This window comes from Mycobacterium sp. NAZ190054 (genome assembly GCF_001545925.1).
GTDB lineage: Bacteria > Actinomycetota > Actinomycetes > Mycobacteriales > Mycobacteriaceae > Mycobacterium.
Genome location: NZ_LMVQ01000053.1, coordinates 1 through 14,717, shown reverse-complemented (window position 1 = coordinate 14,717; position 14,717 = coordinate 1). Strand labels below are relative to the sequence as shown.

The following is a 14,717-nucleotide window of genomic DNA, read 5'->3' as shown; positions in this document are numbered from 1 at the left end:
CGCCCCCGACGCGCTCCCGTCCCCCGGGGCCGCCGCCCGCCGGGCCGCCTGCGTCCGCACCGACCCGAGCGGCTGAGCCGGTTCACCCGGATGTGGGCCGGACCCGCCTACCGGATGTTCTACGACCCCGACGGGCGGAACTACCGCGACCGGATCCGCGGCCGTTGGTGATCGAGCGGAATCCACCACGGTGGCACTGCGCGGTTCCTACACTCGGCCGAATGAAGACCAACGCCGCCATCCTCTGGGAATACGGATCCGACTGGACCATCGAAGAGATCGACCTCGACCCACCCGGCGACGGCGAGGTGCTGGTGTCCTGGGAGGCCACCGGGCTGTGCCACTCCGACGAGCACATCCGTACCGGCGACCTCCCCGCGCCGCTGCCGCTGATCGGCGGTCACGAAGGCGCGGGAATCGTGCGTGAGGTCGGTCCCGGCGTCGTGGGCCTCGCGCCCGGCGACCATGTCGTCGCATCGTTCCTGCCCGCCTGCGGCCGCTGCCGGTTCTGCTCGACCGGCCACCAGAACCTGTGCGATCTGGGCGCGATGATCATGGCCGGCACCCAGCTCGACGGCACCTACCGGCGCCACGTCCGGGGCCAGGACGTCGGCGTGATGGCACTGGTCGGGACGTTCTCCCAGTACGGCACCGTGCCCGAGGCGTCCATCGTCAAGATCGACGACGATCTGCCGTTGTCCCGGGCCTGTCTGCTCGGCTGCGGTGTCACCACCGGCTGGGGCTCGGCGGTCAACACCGCCGACGTGTCGCCCGGCGACACCGTCGTGATCATCGGACTCGGCGGGATCGGCAGCGGCGCGGTGCAGGGCGCGCGGCTTGCCGGCGCCGAGAAGATCATCGTCGTCGACGTCGTGGAAGCCAAGCGGGAGCAGGCTTTCCGATTCGGCGCCACCCATTTCGCGACCTCGATGGCCGAGGCCACCGCGCTGGTCGCCGACCTGACCCGTGGCGTGATGGCCGACTCGGCGATCCTGACGGTCGGGCTGCTGGAGGGCTCGATGCTCGAGGAGGCCGCCAACATCATCCGCAAGGGCGGTGCCGTCGTGATGACAGCCCTGTCCACGATGGCCGACAACCAGCCGACGCTGGGCATGATGATGTTCACGCTCTTCCAGAAGCGGCTGCTCGGCAGCCTCTACGGCGAGGCCAACCCCCGCGCCGACATCCCCCGGCTGCTGTCGCTGTACCGCGAGGGCAAGCTGCTGCTCGACGAGACCGTCACCCACGAGTACAAGCTGGCCGAGGTCAACGAGGGCTACGAGGACATGCGCGCCGGGCGCAATATCCGCGGAGTCATCCTGCACGACCACTGAGTCCCGCCGAAATTGCATTCCAGCAGGCCCCCACTCGAAAAAGGGCTGCTGGAATGCAATTTCGGCGTCAGCGGGCGAACGCGGGAGTGCTGAACGGCTGGTCCGTCCTGGCCGCCAGGTATTCCGGGCGTGGCGTCTCTGCGCGATACGGCGCGACCAGGCGGTTCTCCATCGAGTTGAACACCAGGAAGATGTTCGACCTGGGGTACGGCGTGATGTTCGACCCGGAGCCGTGCATGATGTTGCAGTCGAACCACAACGCGGTACCTGCCGGACCGGTGACCTGGTCGATACCGAACTGATCGGCGGCCAGGGTGAGGGTCTCCCGGCTCGGGACGCCGATCTCCTGCTTGACCAACGACGACGCGTGGTTGTTGCGAGGCGTCGCCCCGGCACACGGGTAAAAGACCCGATGCGACCCGGGCATCACCATCAACGAACCGTTGAACGGGAAGTTCTCGGTCAACGCGATGGAACACGACACCGCGCGCATCTCGGGCATGCCGTCCTCGGCGTGCCAGGTCTCGAAGTCCGAATGCCAGTAGAAGCCGCTCCCGGTGAAGCCGGGCATCATGTTGATGCGCGCCTGGTGCAGGTAGACGTCGCCACCGAGCAACTGGCGGGCGACCGGCAGCACGGTGTGCAGCGTGACGGCCTCGGCGACCAGATCGCTGAAAAGGTGCGGCTGGAACACCGAGCGGATGCTGCCGCCGGGCTCACGGATGATCCGTGGATCCTCGCGATCTGCGGACGCCGCGATGCGGTCGAGTTCGGCGGTCAGGGCCGGCAGCCAGGTGCCGTCGACGGAGTCGCGGCGCACCAGGTAGCCGTTTCTGGCCATGGTGTCGAGGTCGGCCGCGGTGAGCGGGCCGCTGGCCTCCGAACCCCATACGGTGGGCTCGCTACGGGCGATCGGGGCGATCTCTTCGTCGAGCCTTGTCGGGTATCGGTCTTCGTTCTGCGAAAGGTGCCCGGAACTCAACTCGCCTGCACCGCCGGTGGGTAGGCGCCGTTCTCGTCGTGGACCTCCTGGCCGGTGACCGGCGGGTTGAACACACACAGCATGCGCATCGTGGTGGCACAGGTGACGCGGTGGCGTTCGTGACCGTTGAGCAGGTACATCGTGCCCGGCCGCAGCGGATGTTCCTCACCGGTCTCGTGGTTGGTGAGGGTTCCGGTGCCCTCCACAACCCAGACCGCCTCGACGTGATGGCGGTAGTGGAACTCGCTCACGGAGTTCGCGTCGATCGTGGTCTCGTGGAACGAGAACCCCACGCCGTCATCAGCCAGGATGATCCGCTTGGACCTCCAGTTCTTGGCTGCCACATCGCGATTCGTACCGGTGATCTCATCGGTGGTGCGGACGATCAATGGCCTGCACCTCCCTTCTGTTTGTTGTCGGTGGTTGTTGCTCAGGCGACGGTCACGGCGATCGCCTCGGCGAGGATGTCCAGGCCGGAGTCGAGGTCCTCCTCCGATGTGGTCAACGGGGGTAGGAGCTTGATGACCTCGTCGGAGGGACCGCTCGTCTCCACGAGCACCCCCCGCTCGAACGCCGACCTGCATGCGGCCGCCGCCATCGGCTCGTCGTCGAACTTGAGGCCCTGGGCCATCCCCCGGCCACGCGCACTGACACCCGGGGACGCTGCGGCGATGGCGTCGAGCCGCTCTCGGATACGACGGCCTTTGGCAAGCGTGTCTTCGACGAAGGTTTCTGTCTCCCAGAAGGTTTCGAGCGCCGCTGTGGCAGTGATGAAGGCCGGGTTGTGACCCCGGAAGGTACCGTTGTGCTCACCGGGCGCCCATACGTCCAGTTCGCGCCGGAACAGGGTCAGCGCCATCGGCAGTCCGTATCCGCTGATCGACTTCGACAAGGTCACGATGTCGGGAACGATGCCGGCCTCTTCGAAACTGAAGAACGGTCCCGTCCGCCCGCAACCCATCTGGACATCGTCGACGATGAGCAGTATCTCGCGCCGCCGGCACAGGTCCGCCAGTCCGCGCAGCCACTCCGCTCGAGCAACGTTGACCCCGCCCTCACCCTGCACGGTCTCGACGATGACAGCGGCCGGGCGGTTCAGGCCGCTGCCGGAGTCGTCGAGCACGCGCTCGAACCAGTGGAAGTCCTCGGTGACGCCGCCGAAATAGTTGTCATACGGCATCGGCGTCGCGTGGACGAGCGGGATGCCGGCTCCGGCGCGCTTCATCGAGTTGCCGGTGACCGAAAGTGCGCCGAGTGTCATTCCGTGAAATGCGTTGGTGAAACTGATGATCGACTCTCGACCCGTCACCTTGCGGGCGAGCTTGAGGGCGGCCTCGACCGAGTTCGCCCCGGTCGGTCCCGGGAACTGCACCTTGTAGTCGAGTCCGCGCGGGCGCAGGATCAGCCGCTCGAACGTCTCGAGGAACTTCGTCTTCGCCTCGGTGGCCATGTCCAGTGAGTGCACGATCATGTCGTTCGACAGATAGTCGATGAGCGGCTGCTTCAGGATCGGGTTGTTGTGCCCGTAGTTCAGCGCGCCGGCACCGGCGAAGAAGTCGAGATAGCGGCGGCCCGAGGTGTCGGTCAGCCAGGAGCCCTGGGCGGAAGCCATGGTGGTCGGCCACGCTCGACAGTAGCTGCGCACTTCGGATTCGACGGAGTCGTACACCGCCGGAAGGTTGGGTTCCCCGGGACGGACGATCGTTGCAGGAGTTGACATGTGTCCTTTCGATGGGTGTCAGTCGACCATGGGTGTCGTGATCGGGCCGATACGCAGAAGTGGTTCGTCCTCGTGGATTCCGTCGACGTCCAGCTGGGCGGCGGTGAAATGCGGTTGCTCGACGAGAAGCACGCCGTGTCGCCGGGCGAAGCCCCCGAAGAGCGCCCGCGACGCCGTGTTGCCCGGTGACACGGTGGCTTCCACCGTGACGGGATGACCGTGGCGGTCGCGCCGAACACGCTCGACCAGCGTGTCCAGCATGACACCGGCCAGTCCGGTACCACGCGCCGCTTCGGCCACCGCCACCTGCCAGACGAACAGGACCTCGGGCCGTGCCGGCGGATGGTAGCCGGTGATCAGTCCGCAGAGTTCGCCGTCACGGTCGGCGACGATGGTGGTATCGGCAAAGTCTGTGGCCATCAGCAGATAGGTGTACGTCGAGTTGACGTCGAGCACCCCGGTGTCGGCGACGAGCCGATGCATCGCGATCGCATCATCGTCGCTGGGCCGCCGAAGAAAACGGGCCCACGAATTCTTGCGTACTACAGCACTTTTCGCAGCAGCCGTCCAGGTCCGCGGCTCGACATCGGCGCCACGGGGGACAGGGAAACTCACCTACAGATCACCACCGAACAAAAGGTTTCGTGCGTCATCAGTTACGTCATCGGCGCTCCGACCGTATTCCGGCAAAGGTTTGGAACGCAAGCTCCGACGGCCGGCCGGACGTCACGAACCTCCTCGATGACGGGCTGGACCGACCATGGATCCGCGCAACCGCCCAGCTCACAGCGTTTTCCCAGGTTGTTACCGAATTGTTATCTGAGGCTGGGCGCCAGCGACGAAACTCACATCGATTGCAACCTTCGCCCGTCCGAGAGAAGCGAAGGACCTCCGGCCAGGACGGCTCTTCAGAGCCGCACCCGAACCGGAGGTCCTTGTCAGATCGAGATGAAAGCGGTTGCGCAGGCAGGAAACTAGAGGCGCTCGATGATCGTGACATTGGCGGTGCCGCCGCCCTCGCACATCGTCTGCAGGCCGTAGCGGCCGCCGACGCGCTCCAGGGTGTTCAGCATCGTCGCGAAAAGCTTTGCGCCCGTGGCACCCAACGGGTGTCCGAGTGCGATCGCGCCGCCGTTGGGGTTGACCTTCTCCGGGTCGGCCTTGGTCTCCTTGAGCCAGGCCTGCACGACGGGCGCGAACGCCTCGTTGATCTCCACGGTGTCGATGTCGTCGATCGACAGCCCGGTCTTGTCGAGCGCGTAGCGGGTCGCCGGGAGCGGGCCGGTCAGCATGAAGACCGGATCGGCGCCCCGGGCGCTGATGTGGTGGATGCGGGCGCGCGGCTTGAGGCCGTGGTCCTTGACCGCTTTCTCGGACGCCAGCAGCACGGCGCTGGCGCCGTCGGAGATCTGGCTCGCCATGGCCGCGGTCAGCCGGCCGCCGTCGACGAGGGTCTTCAGACCGGCCATCTTCTCCAGCGAGGTGTCGCGCGGGCCCTCGTCGATGGCGAAACTGCCGCCGTCCACATCGACCGGGATGATCTCGTTCTCGAAGTGGCCGGCCCGGATCGCGGCCTGGGCCCGCTGGTGACTGGTCAGCGCGAACTGCTCCATGTCCTCGCGGGAGATGTCCCACTTCTCGGCGATCAGTTCGGCACCGCGGAACTGGGAGATCTCCTGGTCACCGTAACGGTGCAGCCAGCTCTTCGATTCGCTTGTCGGAGAGGTGAATCCGAACTGCTCCGCCACGGTCATCGCCGAGCTGATCGGGATCTGGCTCATGTTCTGCATGCCGCCGGCGACGATCAGGTCGGCGGTGCCGGACATGATCGCCTGAGCCCCGAACGAGATCGCCTGCTGGCTGGAGCCGCACTGCCGGTCGACGGTGACGCCGGGTACCTCTTCGGGGTAACCGGCCGCCAGCCAGGACAGCCGGGCGATGTTGCCCGCCTGGGGCCCGATCGCGTCGACACAGCCGGCGATGACGTCGTCGACGGCGCCCGGGTCCACGTCGTTGCGCGCGAACAGACCGCGCCAGCCCGCCGCCCCCAGGTCGACGGGGTGCACGCCGGCCAGCGACCCGTTGCGCTTGCCGATCGCGGTGCGTACAGCGTCGATGACATACGCCTCAGCCATTGCTGTTCTCCTTGCTGGTTGGCTCGGCGGTTATCCCGCCGAGGACGATCGAGAGGTATTGCCGGCCCACCTGCTGGGCGGTCAGCGGTCCACCCGGCTGGTACCAGCGGACCGAGACCCACGTGGTGTCGCGGATGAACCGGTACACCAGGTCGACGTCGACATCGGGCCGGAAGTACCCCTCCGCGATGCCCTGGGTGAGCACGTCGACCCACATCTTGCGCTGCTCTTTGTTGCGCTCCTCGACGTAGGCGAACCGCTCCTGCGAGGACAACCGCTTGGCCTCGTCCTGGTAGATCACGACCTCGGCATGGCGGGTCTCGATCGCCTCGAACGACGCCATGAACAGACCTTTGAGCCGCTCCAGCGGATTGGATTCGGTCTCGATGATCTGCTGGTAGCGCTCGAACAGCCAGTCCAGGAAGCCGCGCAGCACCTCGTCGACCATCTCCTCCTTGGACGAGAAGTGGTGGTAGAGGCTGCCGGACAGGATGCCCGCGGAGTCCGCGATGTCCCGCACCGTGGTGGCGCGCAACCCACGCGCGGCGAACATCGTCGCGGCGAGATGCAGGAGCTCGTCACGTCTGGTGTTGGCCGCCTGGGCCGGGCGCGATTCGGTCATGGGTGCTGGCTCGACACCGAGATCACCTCGCCGGTCAGGTAACTGGAGTAATCGCTGGCCAGGAACGCGATGGTGGCCGCGACCTCCCAGGGTTCGGCGGCCCGACCGAAGGCCTCGCCTTCGGCCAGCCGGTCCAGCAGTTCCGAGCTGCTGGTCTTCTCCAGGAACTTGTGCCGGGCGATGCTGGGTGAGACCGCGTTGATCCGCACCCCGTATTCGACGGCCTCGATCGCGCTGCACCGGGTCAGCGCCATCACGCCGGCCTTCGCCGCGGCGTAGTGCGACTGTGAATGCTGCGCGCGCCAGCCCAGCACGCTGGCGTTGTTGACGATGACACCGCCGTGCGGCACGTCGCGGAAGTACCGCAACGCGGCCCGGGTCGCCCGCATCACCGATGTCAGCGTCACGTTGAGCACCCGGTCCCACTCGTCGTCGGTCATGTCGATGACGGGCGTCTGACCGCCCAGACCGGCGTTGTTGACCAGAACATCGATGCGGCCGGCCTTTTCGACCGTGCGGGCGATCAGCGCGTCGACGGCCTCGGTGGAGGTGACGTCACAGACCACCGACTCGACCTTGCCGAGTCCGAGCGCGGCGAGTTCGTCGCGGGTCTCCCCCAGCCGGCGTTCGTGGTAGTCGGAGACGACCACGTCGGCGCCTTCCAGCAGCGCGCGGCGCGCGGTCGTCGACCCGATGCCGGTGCCGGCGGCGGCGGTCACCAGCACGACCTTGCCCTTGAGCAGGTCGTGGCCGCCGATCTCGGCGGGCGCGACGGACAGATCGGTCATGAGCCTTTGGCCTCCCGGGGCAGGCCGAGCACCCGCTCGGCGATGATGTTGCGCTGGATCTCGTTGGATCCGCCGTAGATGGTGTCCGACCGGGAGAACAGGTACAGCCGCTGCCATTCACTGAACTCACCGTCCGGCAACGTCAGCCCTGACATCCCTTCGACATCCATCGCGATCTCACCGAGCTCGCGATGCCAGTTGGCCCACAGCAACTTTGAGATGTTGTCCTGCCCGGGCCTCTCGACGTCCATGGTCGCCAGCGCGTAGGACCGCATCGCCTTCAGGCCGGCCCAGGACCGGACCAGCCGTTCCCGGATCAGCGGGTCATCGGCGGCGCCGGTGCGTTTGGCCAGCGCGACGAGGTTGGAATGCTCACGGGCATAACGGATCTGCTGACCGAGGGTGGACACGCCCCGCTCGAAGGTCAGGGTGCCCATGGCCACCCGCCACCCGTCACCGGGCTCACCGACGACGAGGTCGGCGTCGGTGCGGGCGTCGTCGAAGAAGACCTCGTTGAACTCCGAGTCGCCGGTCAGCTGGATGATCGGGCGGACCTCGACGCCGGGCTGGTCCAGCGGGACCAGCAGATAGGACAGGCCGGCGTGACGCTTGGAGCCCTTCTCGGTGCGGGCCACCACGAAGCACCACTGCGCCCAGTGCGCCAGCGACGTCCACACCTTCTGCCCGTTGACGACCCACTGGTCACCGTCCAGGGTCGCCGTGGTCGACACGTTCGCGAGGTCGCTGCCCGCACCCGGCTCGGAGTACCCCTGCGACCACAGTTCGGTGACGTCGAGGATCCTGGGCAGGAACCGCTTCTGCTGCTCCGGTGTGCCGTACGCGATCAGCGTGGGGCCGAGCAGCTCCTCGCCGAGGTGGTTGACCTTGTCGGGGGCGTCGGCCTTGGCGTACTCCTCGTAGAACGCGACGCGGTGCGCGACCGACAGGCCACGGCCGCCGTGCTCCTCGGGCCAGCCCAGACAGGTCAGCCCGGCGGCGGCCAGATGACGGTTCCACGCCAGCCGTTCCTCGAAGGCCTCGTGCTCGCGGCCGGGCCCACCGAGGCCCTTCAGCGCGGCGTATTCGCCGACCAGATTCTCGGCGAGCCAGTCGCGGACCTCAGCCCTGAACTCCTGGACCTCTATCACCCCTGTAGGGTAGCCTACCAAGCACTTGCTTGGGTACTCGATCCCCTGGAGGAGCGTTCGATGACGAAGTCCGCGCGGACCACTCCCGCGGTGCTCGACCGGATCGCGCGCGAGTTGCCCGACCACGCCGCCGTCGTCACGGCCGAAAGGACGCTGACCTACGCCGAACTGCGCGCCGAGGTCAGGCAGGCCGCCGCGGCGATGATTGACCTGGGCATCCAGCCGGGCGACCGCGTGGCGATCTGGTCGCCGAACACCTGGCACTGGGTGGTGGCGTGTCTGGCCATTCACCACGCCGGCGGGGTCCTGGTCCCACTCAACACGCGCTACACCGCGAGCGAGGCCGAGGACATCCTGGCCCGTACCGCGGCACCGCTGCTGTTCGCGTCCGGCGAGTTCCTCGGCGTGGACAAGGCGGGCAGCGTCGACCGCGACGCGCTGCCCGCGCTGCGCCACGTGGTGCGGATCCCGATCGAGACGGACGACGGGACATGGGACGAGTTCATGGCCCGCGGCACCGATCTGGGCGCCGTCGACGGACGCGCCTCGGCCGTGACCGAAGACGACGTCTCCGACATCCTGTTCACCTCCGGGACCACCGGCCGCAGCAAGGGTGTGCGGTGCGCGCACCGCCAGTCGCTCGACGCGTCGGCCGCGTGGGCGGCATGCGGACAGGTCTCCAGTGACGACCGCTACCTGTGCATCAACCCGTTCTTCCACAACTTCGGGTACAAGGCCGGCATCCTGGCCTGCCTGCAGACCGGCGCCACGCTGTTCCCCGAGCTGACGTTCGACCCGGAGAAGGCGATGCGCGCGGTCGAGCAGCACGGCATCACGGTGCTGCCCGGTCCGCCGACGATCTATCAGACCCTGCTCGATCATCCCAAGCGTGGCGATTTCGACCTCAGTTCACTGCGTTTCGCCGTCACTGGCGCGGCCACCATCCCCGTCGTGCTGATCGAGCGGATGCAGAGCGAGCTCGACATCGACATCGTGCTGACGGCGTACGGCCTGACCGAGGCCGCAGGTTTCGGGACGATGTGCCGCGCCGACGACGACGCGGTGACGGTCGCGACGACGTCGGGCCGTCCGATCGCGGACTTCGAGCTCCGTATCGGGGACCGGGGCGAGGTGCTGCTGCGCGGGCCGAACGTGATGCTGGGCTACCTCGACGACCCCGAGGCGACGGCCGCCGCCATCGACGACGACGGCTGGCTGCACACCGGCGACGTGGGCGAACTCGACGAGGCCGGGAACCTGAAGATCACCGACCGGCTCAAGGACATGTACATCTGCGGCGGGTTCAACGTGTATCCCGCCGAGGTCGAGCAGGTGCTGGCCCGTCTCGACGGGGTCGCCGAAGCCGCCGTGATCGGGGTCCCCGACGAGCGGCTCGGCGAGGTCGGCAAGGCGTTCGTGGTCACGTTGCCGGGTGCCGAACTGGACGAGAAGGCCGTGATCGACTACACGCGGGAGCATCTCGCGAACTTCAAGACCCCGCGGACGGTCGAGTTCCTCGACGCGCTCCCGCGCAACCCGGGCGGCAAGGTGGTCAAGCCGCTGCTGCGCCAACACAGCGAGAGGGCCTGAGGTGGACCTGACCTTCGATGACGCCACGCGCGAGTTCCAGGCCGAGGTGCGTGAGTTCCTCGCCGCGAACAAAGACGCGTTCCCGACCAGGTCCTACGACACCGCCGAAGGGTTCGAGCAGCACCGGCGCTGGGACAAGGTGCTTTTCGACGCCGGACTGTCGGTGATCACCTGGCCGGCCAAATACGGCGGCCGGGACGCGTCGCTGCTGCAGTGGATCGTGTACGAGGAGGAGTACTTCCGCGCCGGCGCCCCGGGCCGGGCCAGCGCCAACGGCACCTCGATGCTCGCCCCGACGCTGTTCGCGCACGGCACCGAGGAGCAGCTGGACCGCATCCTGCCGAAGATGGCCAGCGGCGAGGAGATCTGGGCGCAGGCGTGGTCTGAGCCGGAGTCGGGCAGCGACCTGGCCTCGCTGCGTTCGACGGCGACCCGGACCGACGGCGGCTGGTTGCTCAACGGGCAGAAGATCTGGAGCTCGCGCGCGGTATTCGGGGAGCGGGCGTTCGGATTGTTCCGCTCGGATCCGGAAGCACAGCGCCACAAGGGTTTGACGTACTTCATGTTCGACCTGAAGGCCGACGGCGTCACGGTCCGTCCCATCGCGCAGCTCGGTGGCGACACCGGCTTCGGTGAGATCTTCCTCGACGACGTGTTCGTTCCCGACCGGGACGTGATCGGCGGCGTGCACGACGGGTGGCGCGCCGCGATGAGCACCTCGAGCAACGAGCGCGGCATGTCGCTGCGCAGTCCCGCCCGATTCCTGGCCCCGGCGGAGCGCCTCGTCGCGCAGTGGAAGGACAACCCCGACCCGGCGTTCACCGACCGGGTGGCCGATGCGTGGATCAAGGCACAGGCGTACCGGCTGCACACGTTCGGCACCGTCACGCGAGTCTCGAACGGCGGAGAGCTCGGCGCGGAATCGTCGATCACGAAGGTGTTCTGGTCCGACCTCGACGTCGCACTGCACCAGACCGCGCTGGACCTGCGGGGCGCCGACGGCGAGCTGACGGACTCGGTGACCGAGGGTCTGCTGTTCGCGCTCGGCGGGCCGATCTACGCCGGGACCAATGAGATCCAGCGCAACATCATCGCCGAGCGGCTGCTGGGCCTGCCCCGAAAGTAGACGAACGTGAACTTTGAGATCGACGAACAGCAGCGCGATTTCGCGGCGAGTATCGACGCCGCGCTCGGCGCCGCCGATGTGCCCGCAGCGGTGCGTGCCTGGGGCGACGGTGACACCGCCCCCGGCCGTAAGGTGTGGACCCAGCTCGCCGAACTGGGTGTGACCGCGTTGATGGTGTCCGAGAAGTTCGACGGCATCGACGCGCATCCGGTCGACCTCGTGGTGGCGCTGGAACGACTGGGTCGCTGGAATGTGCCCGGCCCCGTTGCCGAATCCGTCGCCGTCGCTCCGGTGTTGCTCGCAGAAGACGAGCGCAGCGCCGCGCTGGCTGCCGGCGATCTGATCGCCACGGTCGCCGCACCTCCGCTGGTCCCCCGCGCCGTGAACGCCGACGCCGCGGGTCTGATCGTGCTCGCCGAGGACGGCTCCGTCCGCGACGCGTCCGCCGGCGCCGAGCACGAGTCGGTGGATCCGAGCCGGAAGCTGTTCGAGGTCAACGCCTCCGGCCGGCCGACCCCCGCGGATGTGGCGCGCGCGTTCGAGTTCGGCGCGCTGGCCACCTCGGCCCTGCTGGTCGGTGCGGCGCAGGCGATGCTCGACGCGTCGGTCGAATACGCCAAGCAGCGCAGCCAGTTCGGCACGGTGATCGGCACCTACCAGGCCATCAAGCACAAGCTGGCCGACGTGCTGATCGCGGTCGAGTTGGCGCGCCCGCTGGTGTACGGCGCGGCGCTGTCGCTCGCGGACGGGTCCCCGGACACCGCCCGCGACGTCAGTGCGGCCAAGGTGGCGGCGGCCGACGCCGCGCTGCTGTCGGCCCGCTCGTCGTTGCAGACCCACGGGGCGATCGGTTTCACCCAGGAGCACGACCTGTCGCTGCTGTTACTGCGAGTGCAGGCGCTGCGACCGGCATGGGGCGATCCGACGTGGCACCGGCGGCGAGTGTTGGAGGCACTGACCAAATGAGCGAAGAACGGGATCTGTTGCGCGACACCGTCGCCGCGCTCGTCGAAAAGCACGCGTCACCCGAGGCGGTCCGCACCGCCGCGGCCTCGGAGCGGGGCTACGACGATTCGCTGTGGCGGATGCTCTGCGAGCAGGTCGGCGCCGCGGCGCTGGTGGTACCCGAGGAACTCGGCGGGGCCGGCGGCGAATTGGGTGATGCCGCAGTCGTTCTCGAAGAGCTGGGCAAGGCTCTGGTTCCGACGCCGCTGCTCGGCACCACGCTCGCGGAACTGGCGCTGTTGTCGGTCGACGACCCCGACACCGAACTGCTGGCAGCACTGGCTGAGGGCGCGGCGATCGGAACCGTCGTCTTCGACCCCGGATACGTCGTCAACGGTAACGTCGCCGACGTCGTGATCGCCGCCGACGGCGAGACGCTGACGCGCTGGACGTCGTTCACCGCGACACCGGCGGTGGCGATGGACATCACCCGGCCCCTGGCCGCCGTCGAGGCCGCCGAGACCTCGCTGCTGGGCGCCGACCCCGGGCTCGCCGACACCGCGGCGATCCTGCTCGCCGCCGAACAGATCGGCGCCGCCACGCGCTGCCTGGAGCTCACCGTGCAGTACACCAAGGACCGGGTGCAGTTCGGCAGGCCGATCGGCAGCTTCCAGGCGCTCAAGCACCGGATGGCCGATCTGTACGTCGCCGTGCAGTCGGCCAAGGCCGTCGTCGACGAGGCGGTGGCCGAGCCGTCCCCGGCCTCGGCTGCGCTGGCGCGACTGGCCGCGAGCGAGGCGTTCTCGAAGGTCGCCGCCGAGGCCGTGCAGATGCACGGTGGCATCGCGATCACCTGGGAGAGCGACATCCAGCTGTACTTCAAGCGGGCGCACGGCAGCGCGGTGCTGCTCGGGCCGCCGCGGGAGCAGCTGCGCCGGCTCGAAGCCGAGGTGTTCTAGCCTGGCATCGTGACCCCTTCGCTGCGCTCGGGTATCCCGCCGTTCTATGTCATGGACGTGTGGCTGGCCGCAGCGGAACGCCAGCGTACCCACGGTGACCTGGTCAACCTGTCGGCGGGACAGCCCAGCGCCGGCGCCCCGTCGGCGGTACGCGACGCGGCCGTCGCCGCGCTGAACCGCAACGAGCTCGGCTACACCGTCGCGCTCGGGATCCCCGAGCTGCGCGAGGCGATCGCCGACTCGTACGCCGCACGGCACGGACTCACCGTCGACGCCGACGACGTGGTGGTCACGACGGGCTCGTCGGGCGGGTTCCTGTTGGCGTTCCTGGCCTGTTTCGACGCCGGGGACCGGGTCGCGATCGCCAGCCCCGGATACCCGTGTTACCGCAACATCCTGTCCGCGCTCGGCTGCGAGGTCGTAGAGCTGCCCTGCGGACCCGAGACGCGGTTCCAACCGACACTGCAGATGCTCGAAGCGCTCGACCCGCCGGTGTCGGGTGTGATCATCGCGAGCCCGGCCAACCCGACGGGCACCGTGATCCCGCCCGGGGAACTCGCCGCGATCGCGTCGTGGTGTGCGTCCACCGGGGTGCGCCTGATCAGCGATGAGGTCTATCACGGGTTGGTCTATCCGGGTGCGCCGGCGACGAGCTGCGCGTGGGAGACGTCGCGGGAAGCCGTTGTGGTGAACAGCTTTTCGAAGTACTTCGCGATGACCGGGTGGCGGCTGGGGTGGCTGCTGGTACCGCAGGAACTCAAGCGGGCGGTCGACTGCCTGACCGGCAACTTCACGATCTGCCCGCCGGTGCTGCCGCAGCTGGCCGCCGTCTCGGCGTTCACCCCCGAGTCGATCGCCGAGGCCGAATCCCTGCTCGACGGCTACGCGTCGAACCGGACACTGCTGCTCGACGGGTTGCGCGCCGTCGGCATCGACCGGCTGGCTCCGACGGACGGCGCCTTCTATGTGTACGCCGACGTGTCACACCTGACCACCGACTCGCTCGCATTCTGTTCGAAGCTGTTGAACGACACCGGAGTAGCGATCGCTCCGGGTGTCGACTTCGACACCGTGCGCGGCGGTGCGTTCGTCCGGTTGTCGTTCGCCGGGCCGTCCTCGGACCTCGAGGAGGCGTTGCGCCGCATCGGGGCATGGCTGGCGTGACGCCTGCGGTCCAGCGGGCGCCGCTGCTGGCGGCCGGGTTCACGACGGCGTTCGGCGCGCACGCGGTGGCGGGCACCCTGGGCACCACCACGACGGGCACCGCGGCGTCACTGCTGACGCTCGGTGCGCTGCTGGCCATCTATGACGGCGCCGAGGTGATCCTCAAGCCGGTGTTCGGCACGCTGGCCGACCGGATCGGCGCAC

General features: G+C 68.2%; 14 protein-coding genes and 1 pseudogene. 7 read left to right on the top strand and 8 right to left on the bottom strand.

What is annotated here, in order from left to right; translation table 11 throughout:
• Window positions 1–221 precede the first annotated feature (221 nt).
• On the top strand, window positions 222–1,334 hold the full coding sequence (locus tag ASJ79_RS05355) for an NDMA-dependent alcohol dehydrogenase (RefSeq protein WP_067953703.1): 1,113 nt from the start codon (window positions 222–224) through the stop codon (window positions 1,332–1,334).
• A 67-nt stretch (window positions 1,335–1,401) separates the two neighbouring features.
• Here the strand turns inward: ASJ79_RS05355 and thpD are convergent, their stop codons facing one another.
• From thpD to ipdE1, 8 genes are all read right to left on the bottom strand, one after another.
• A complete protein-coding gene (thpD, locus tag ASJ79_RS05350; protein ID WP_067953702.1) occupies window positions 1,402–2,316 on the bottom strand; it encodes an ectoine hydroxylase in 915 nt (304 codons plus the stop codon).
• Window positions 2,313–2,705, bottom strand: coding sequence for an ectoine synthase (locus ASJ79_RS05345; protein WP_067953701.1), 393 nt, complete (start codon window positions 2,703–2,705; stop codon window positions 2,313–2,315). Before ASJ79_RS05345 ends, thpD begins: the two co-directional genes overlap by 4 nt.
• Window positions 2,706–2,746: 41 nt before the next feature.
• Window positions 2,747–4,036, bottom strand: a complete 1,290-nt coding sequence (ectB, locus tag ASJ79_RS05340) for a diaminobutyrate--2-oxoglutarate transaminase (RefSeq protein ID WP_067953700.1) — start codon at window positions 4,034–4,036, stop codon at window positions 2,747–2,749.
• Window positions 4,037–4,054: 18 nt separating this feature from the next.
• Complete coding sequence (ectA, locus tag ASJ79_RS05335; RefSeq protein ID WP_067953699.1) at window positions 4,055–4,651, bottom strand: diaminobutyrate acetyltransferase; 597 nt, start codon at window positions 4,649–4,651, stop codon at window positions 4,055–4,057.
• Window positions 4,652–5,010: 359 nt separating this feature from the next.
• On the bottom strand, window positions 5,011–6,171 hold the full coding sequence (fadA6, locus tag ASJ79_RS05330; protein ID WP_067953698.1) for a steroid 3-ketoacyl-CoA thiolase FadA6: 1,161 nt from the start codon (window positions 6,169–6,171) through the stop codon (window positions 5,011–5,013).
• Complete coding sequence (kstR2, locus tag ASJ79_RS05325; protein ID WP_067953697.1) at window positions 6,164–6,793, bottom strand: TetR family transcriptional regulator KstR2; 630 nt, start codon at window positions 6,791–6,793, stop codon at window positions 6,164–6,166. The genes fadA6 and kstR2 overlap by 8 nt, the downstream gene beginning before the upstream one ends.
• The gene (gene ipdF / locus ASJ79_RS05320) at window positions 6,790–7,581 is read right to left on the bottom strand and encodes a (5R,7aS)-5-hydroxy-7a-methyl-1-oxo-2,3,5,6,7,7a-hexahydro-1H-indene-carboxyl-CoA reductase (RefSeq protein WP_067953696.1); all 792 of its coding nucleotides are present in this window, start codon (window positions 7,579–7,581) and stop codon (window positions 6,790–6,792) included. The genes kstR2 and ipdF overlap by 4 nt, the downstream gene beginning before the upstream one ends.
• The gene (gene ipdE1, locus ASJ79_RS05315; protein ID WP_067953695.1) at window positions 7,578–8,729 is read right to left on the bottom strand and encodes an acyl-CoA dehydrogenase IpdE1; all 1,152 of its coding nucleotides are present in this window, start codon (window positions 8,727–8,729) and stop codon (window positions 7,578–7,580) included. The genes ipdF and ipdE1 overlap by 4 nt, the downstream gene beginning before the upstream one ends.
• A 60-nt stretch (window positions 8,730–8,789) precedes the next feature.
• On the opposite strand from ipdE1, the gene fadD3 reads away from it, so the two are divergent.
• The 6 genes and pseudogenes from fadD3 to ASJ79_RS05285 form a co-directional block, all read left to right on the top strand.
• Complete coding sequence (gene fadD3 / locus ASJ79_RS05310) at window positions 8,790–10,319, top strand: 3-((3aS,4S,7aS)-7a-methyl-1,5-dioxo-octahydro-1H-inden-4-yl)propanoate--CoA ligase FadD3 (protein ID WP_067953694.1); 1,530 nt, start codon at window positions 8,790–8,792, stop codon at window positions 10,317–10,319.
• 1 nt (window position 10,320) lies between these two features.
• Window positions 10,321–11,445: an acyl-CoA dehydrogenase family protein gene (locus tag ASJ79_RS05305; protein ID WP_067953693.1), complete on the top strand. Its 1,125-nt coding sequence runs from the start codon at window positions 10,321–10,323 to the stop codon at window positions 11,443–11,445.
• Between the two features lie 6 nt (window positions 11,446–11,451).
• A complete protein-coding gene (locus ASJ79_RS05300; protein ID WP_067953692.1) occupies window positions 11,452–12,411 on the top strand; it encodes an acyl-CoA dehydrogenase in 960 nt (319 codons plus the stop codon).
• Window positions 12,408–13,349 (top strand): acyl-CoA dehydrogenase family protein, encoded by a 942-nt coding sequence (locus ASJ79_RS05295; protein ID WP_067953691.1) that lies wholly within the window; start codon window positions 12,408–12,410, stop codon window positions 13,347–13,349. The genes ASJ79_RS05300 and ASJ79_RS05295 overlap by 4 nt, the downstream gene beginning before the upstream one ends.
• A gap of 51 nt (window positions 13,350–13,400) precedes the next feature.
• Window positions 13,401–14,513 carry a pyridoxal phosphate-dependent aminotransferase gene (locus tag ASJ79_RS05290; RefSeq protein WP_197420082.1) on the top strand — a complete coding sequence of 371 codons (1,113 nt, stop codon included), beginning with the start codon at window positions 13,401–13,403 and terminating at the stop codon, window positions 14,511–14,513.
• Window positions 14,501–14,717: pseudogene (locus ASJ79_RS05285) on the top strand (MFS transporter); the annotation flags it as partial. The gene ASJ79_RS05290 and the pseudogene ASJ79_RS05285, both read left to right, overlap by 13 nt.

Excerpts from the sequence above, each read along its gene's own strand:
- ASJ79_RS05295 (WP_067953691.1), top strand. The coding sequence starts at position 12,408 with ATGAGCGAAGAACGGGATCTGTTGCGCGACACCGTCGCCGCGCTCGTC.
- ASJ79_RS05290 (WP_197420082.1), top strand. The coding sequence starts at position 13,401 with ATGGACGTGTGGCTGGCCGCAGCGGAACGCCAGCGTACCCACGGTGAC.
- fadA6 (WP_067953698.1), bottom strand. The coding sequence starts at position 6,171 with ATGGCTGAGGCGTATGTCATCGACGCTGTACGCACCGCGATCGGCAAG.
- ectB (WP_067953700.1), bottom strand. The coding sequence starts at position 4,036 with ATGTCAACTCCTGCAACGATCGTCCGTCCCGGGGAACCCAACCTTCCG.
- fadD3 (WP_067953694.1), top strand. The coding sequence starts at position 8,790 with ATGACGAAGTCCGCGCGGACCACTCCCGCGGTGCTCGACCGGATCGCG.
- ipdF (WP_067953696.1), bottom strand. The coding sequence starts at position 7,581 with ATGACCGATCTGTCCGTCGCGCCCGCCGAGATCGGCGGCCACGACCTG.
- kstR2 (WP_067953697.1), bottom strand. The coding sequence starts at position 6,793 with ATGACCGAATCGCGCCCGGCCCAGGCGGCCAACACCAGACGTGACGAG.
- ASJ79_RS05355 (WP_067953703.1), top strand. The coding sequence starts at position 222 with ATGAAGACCAACGCCGCCATCCTCTGGGAATACGGATCCGACTGGACC.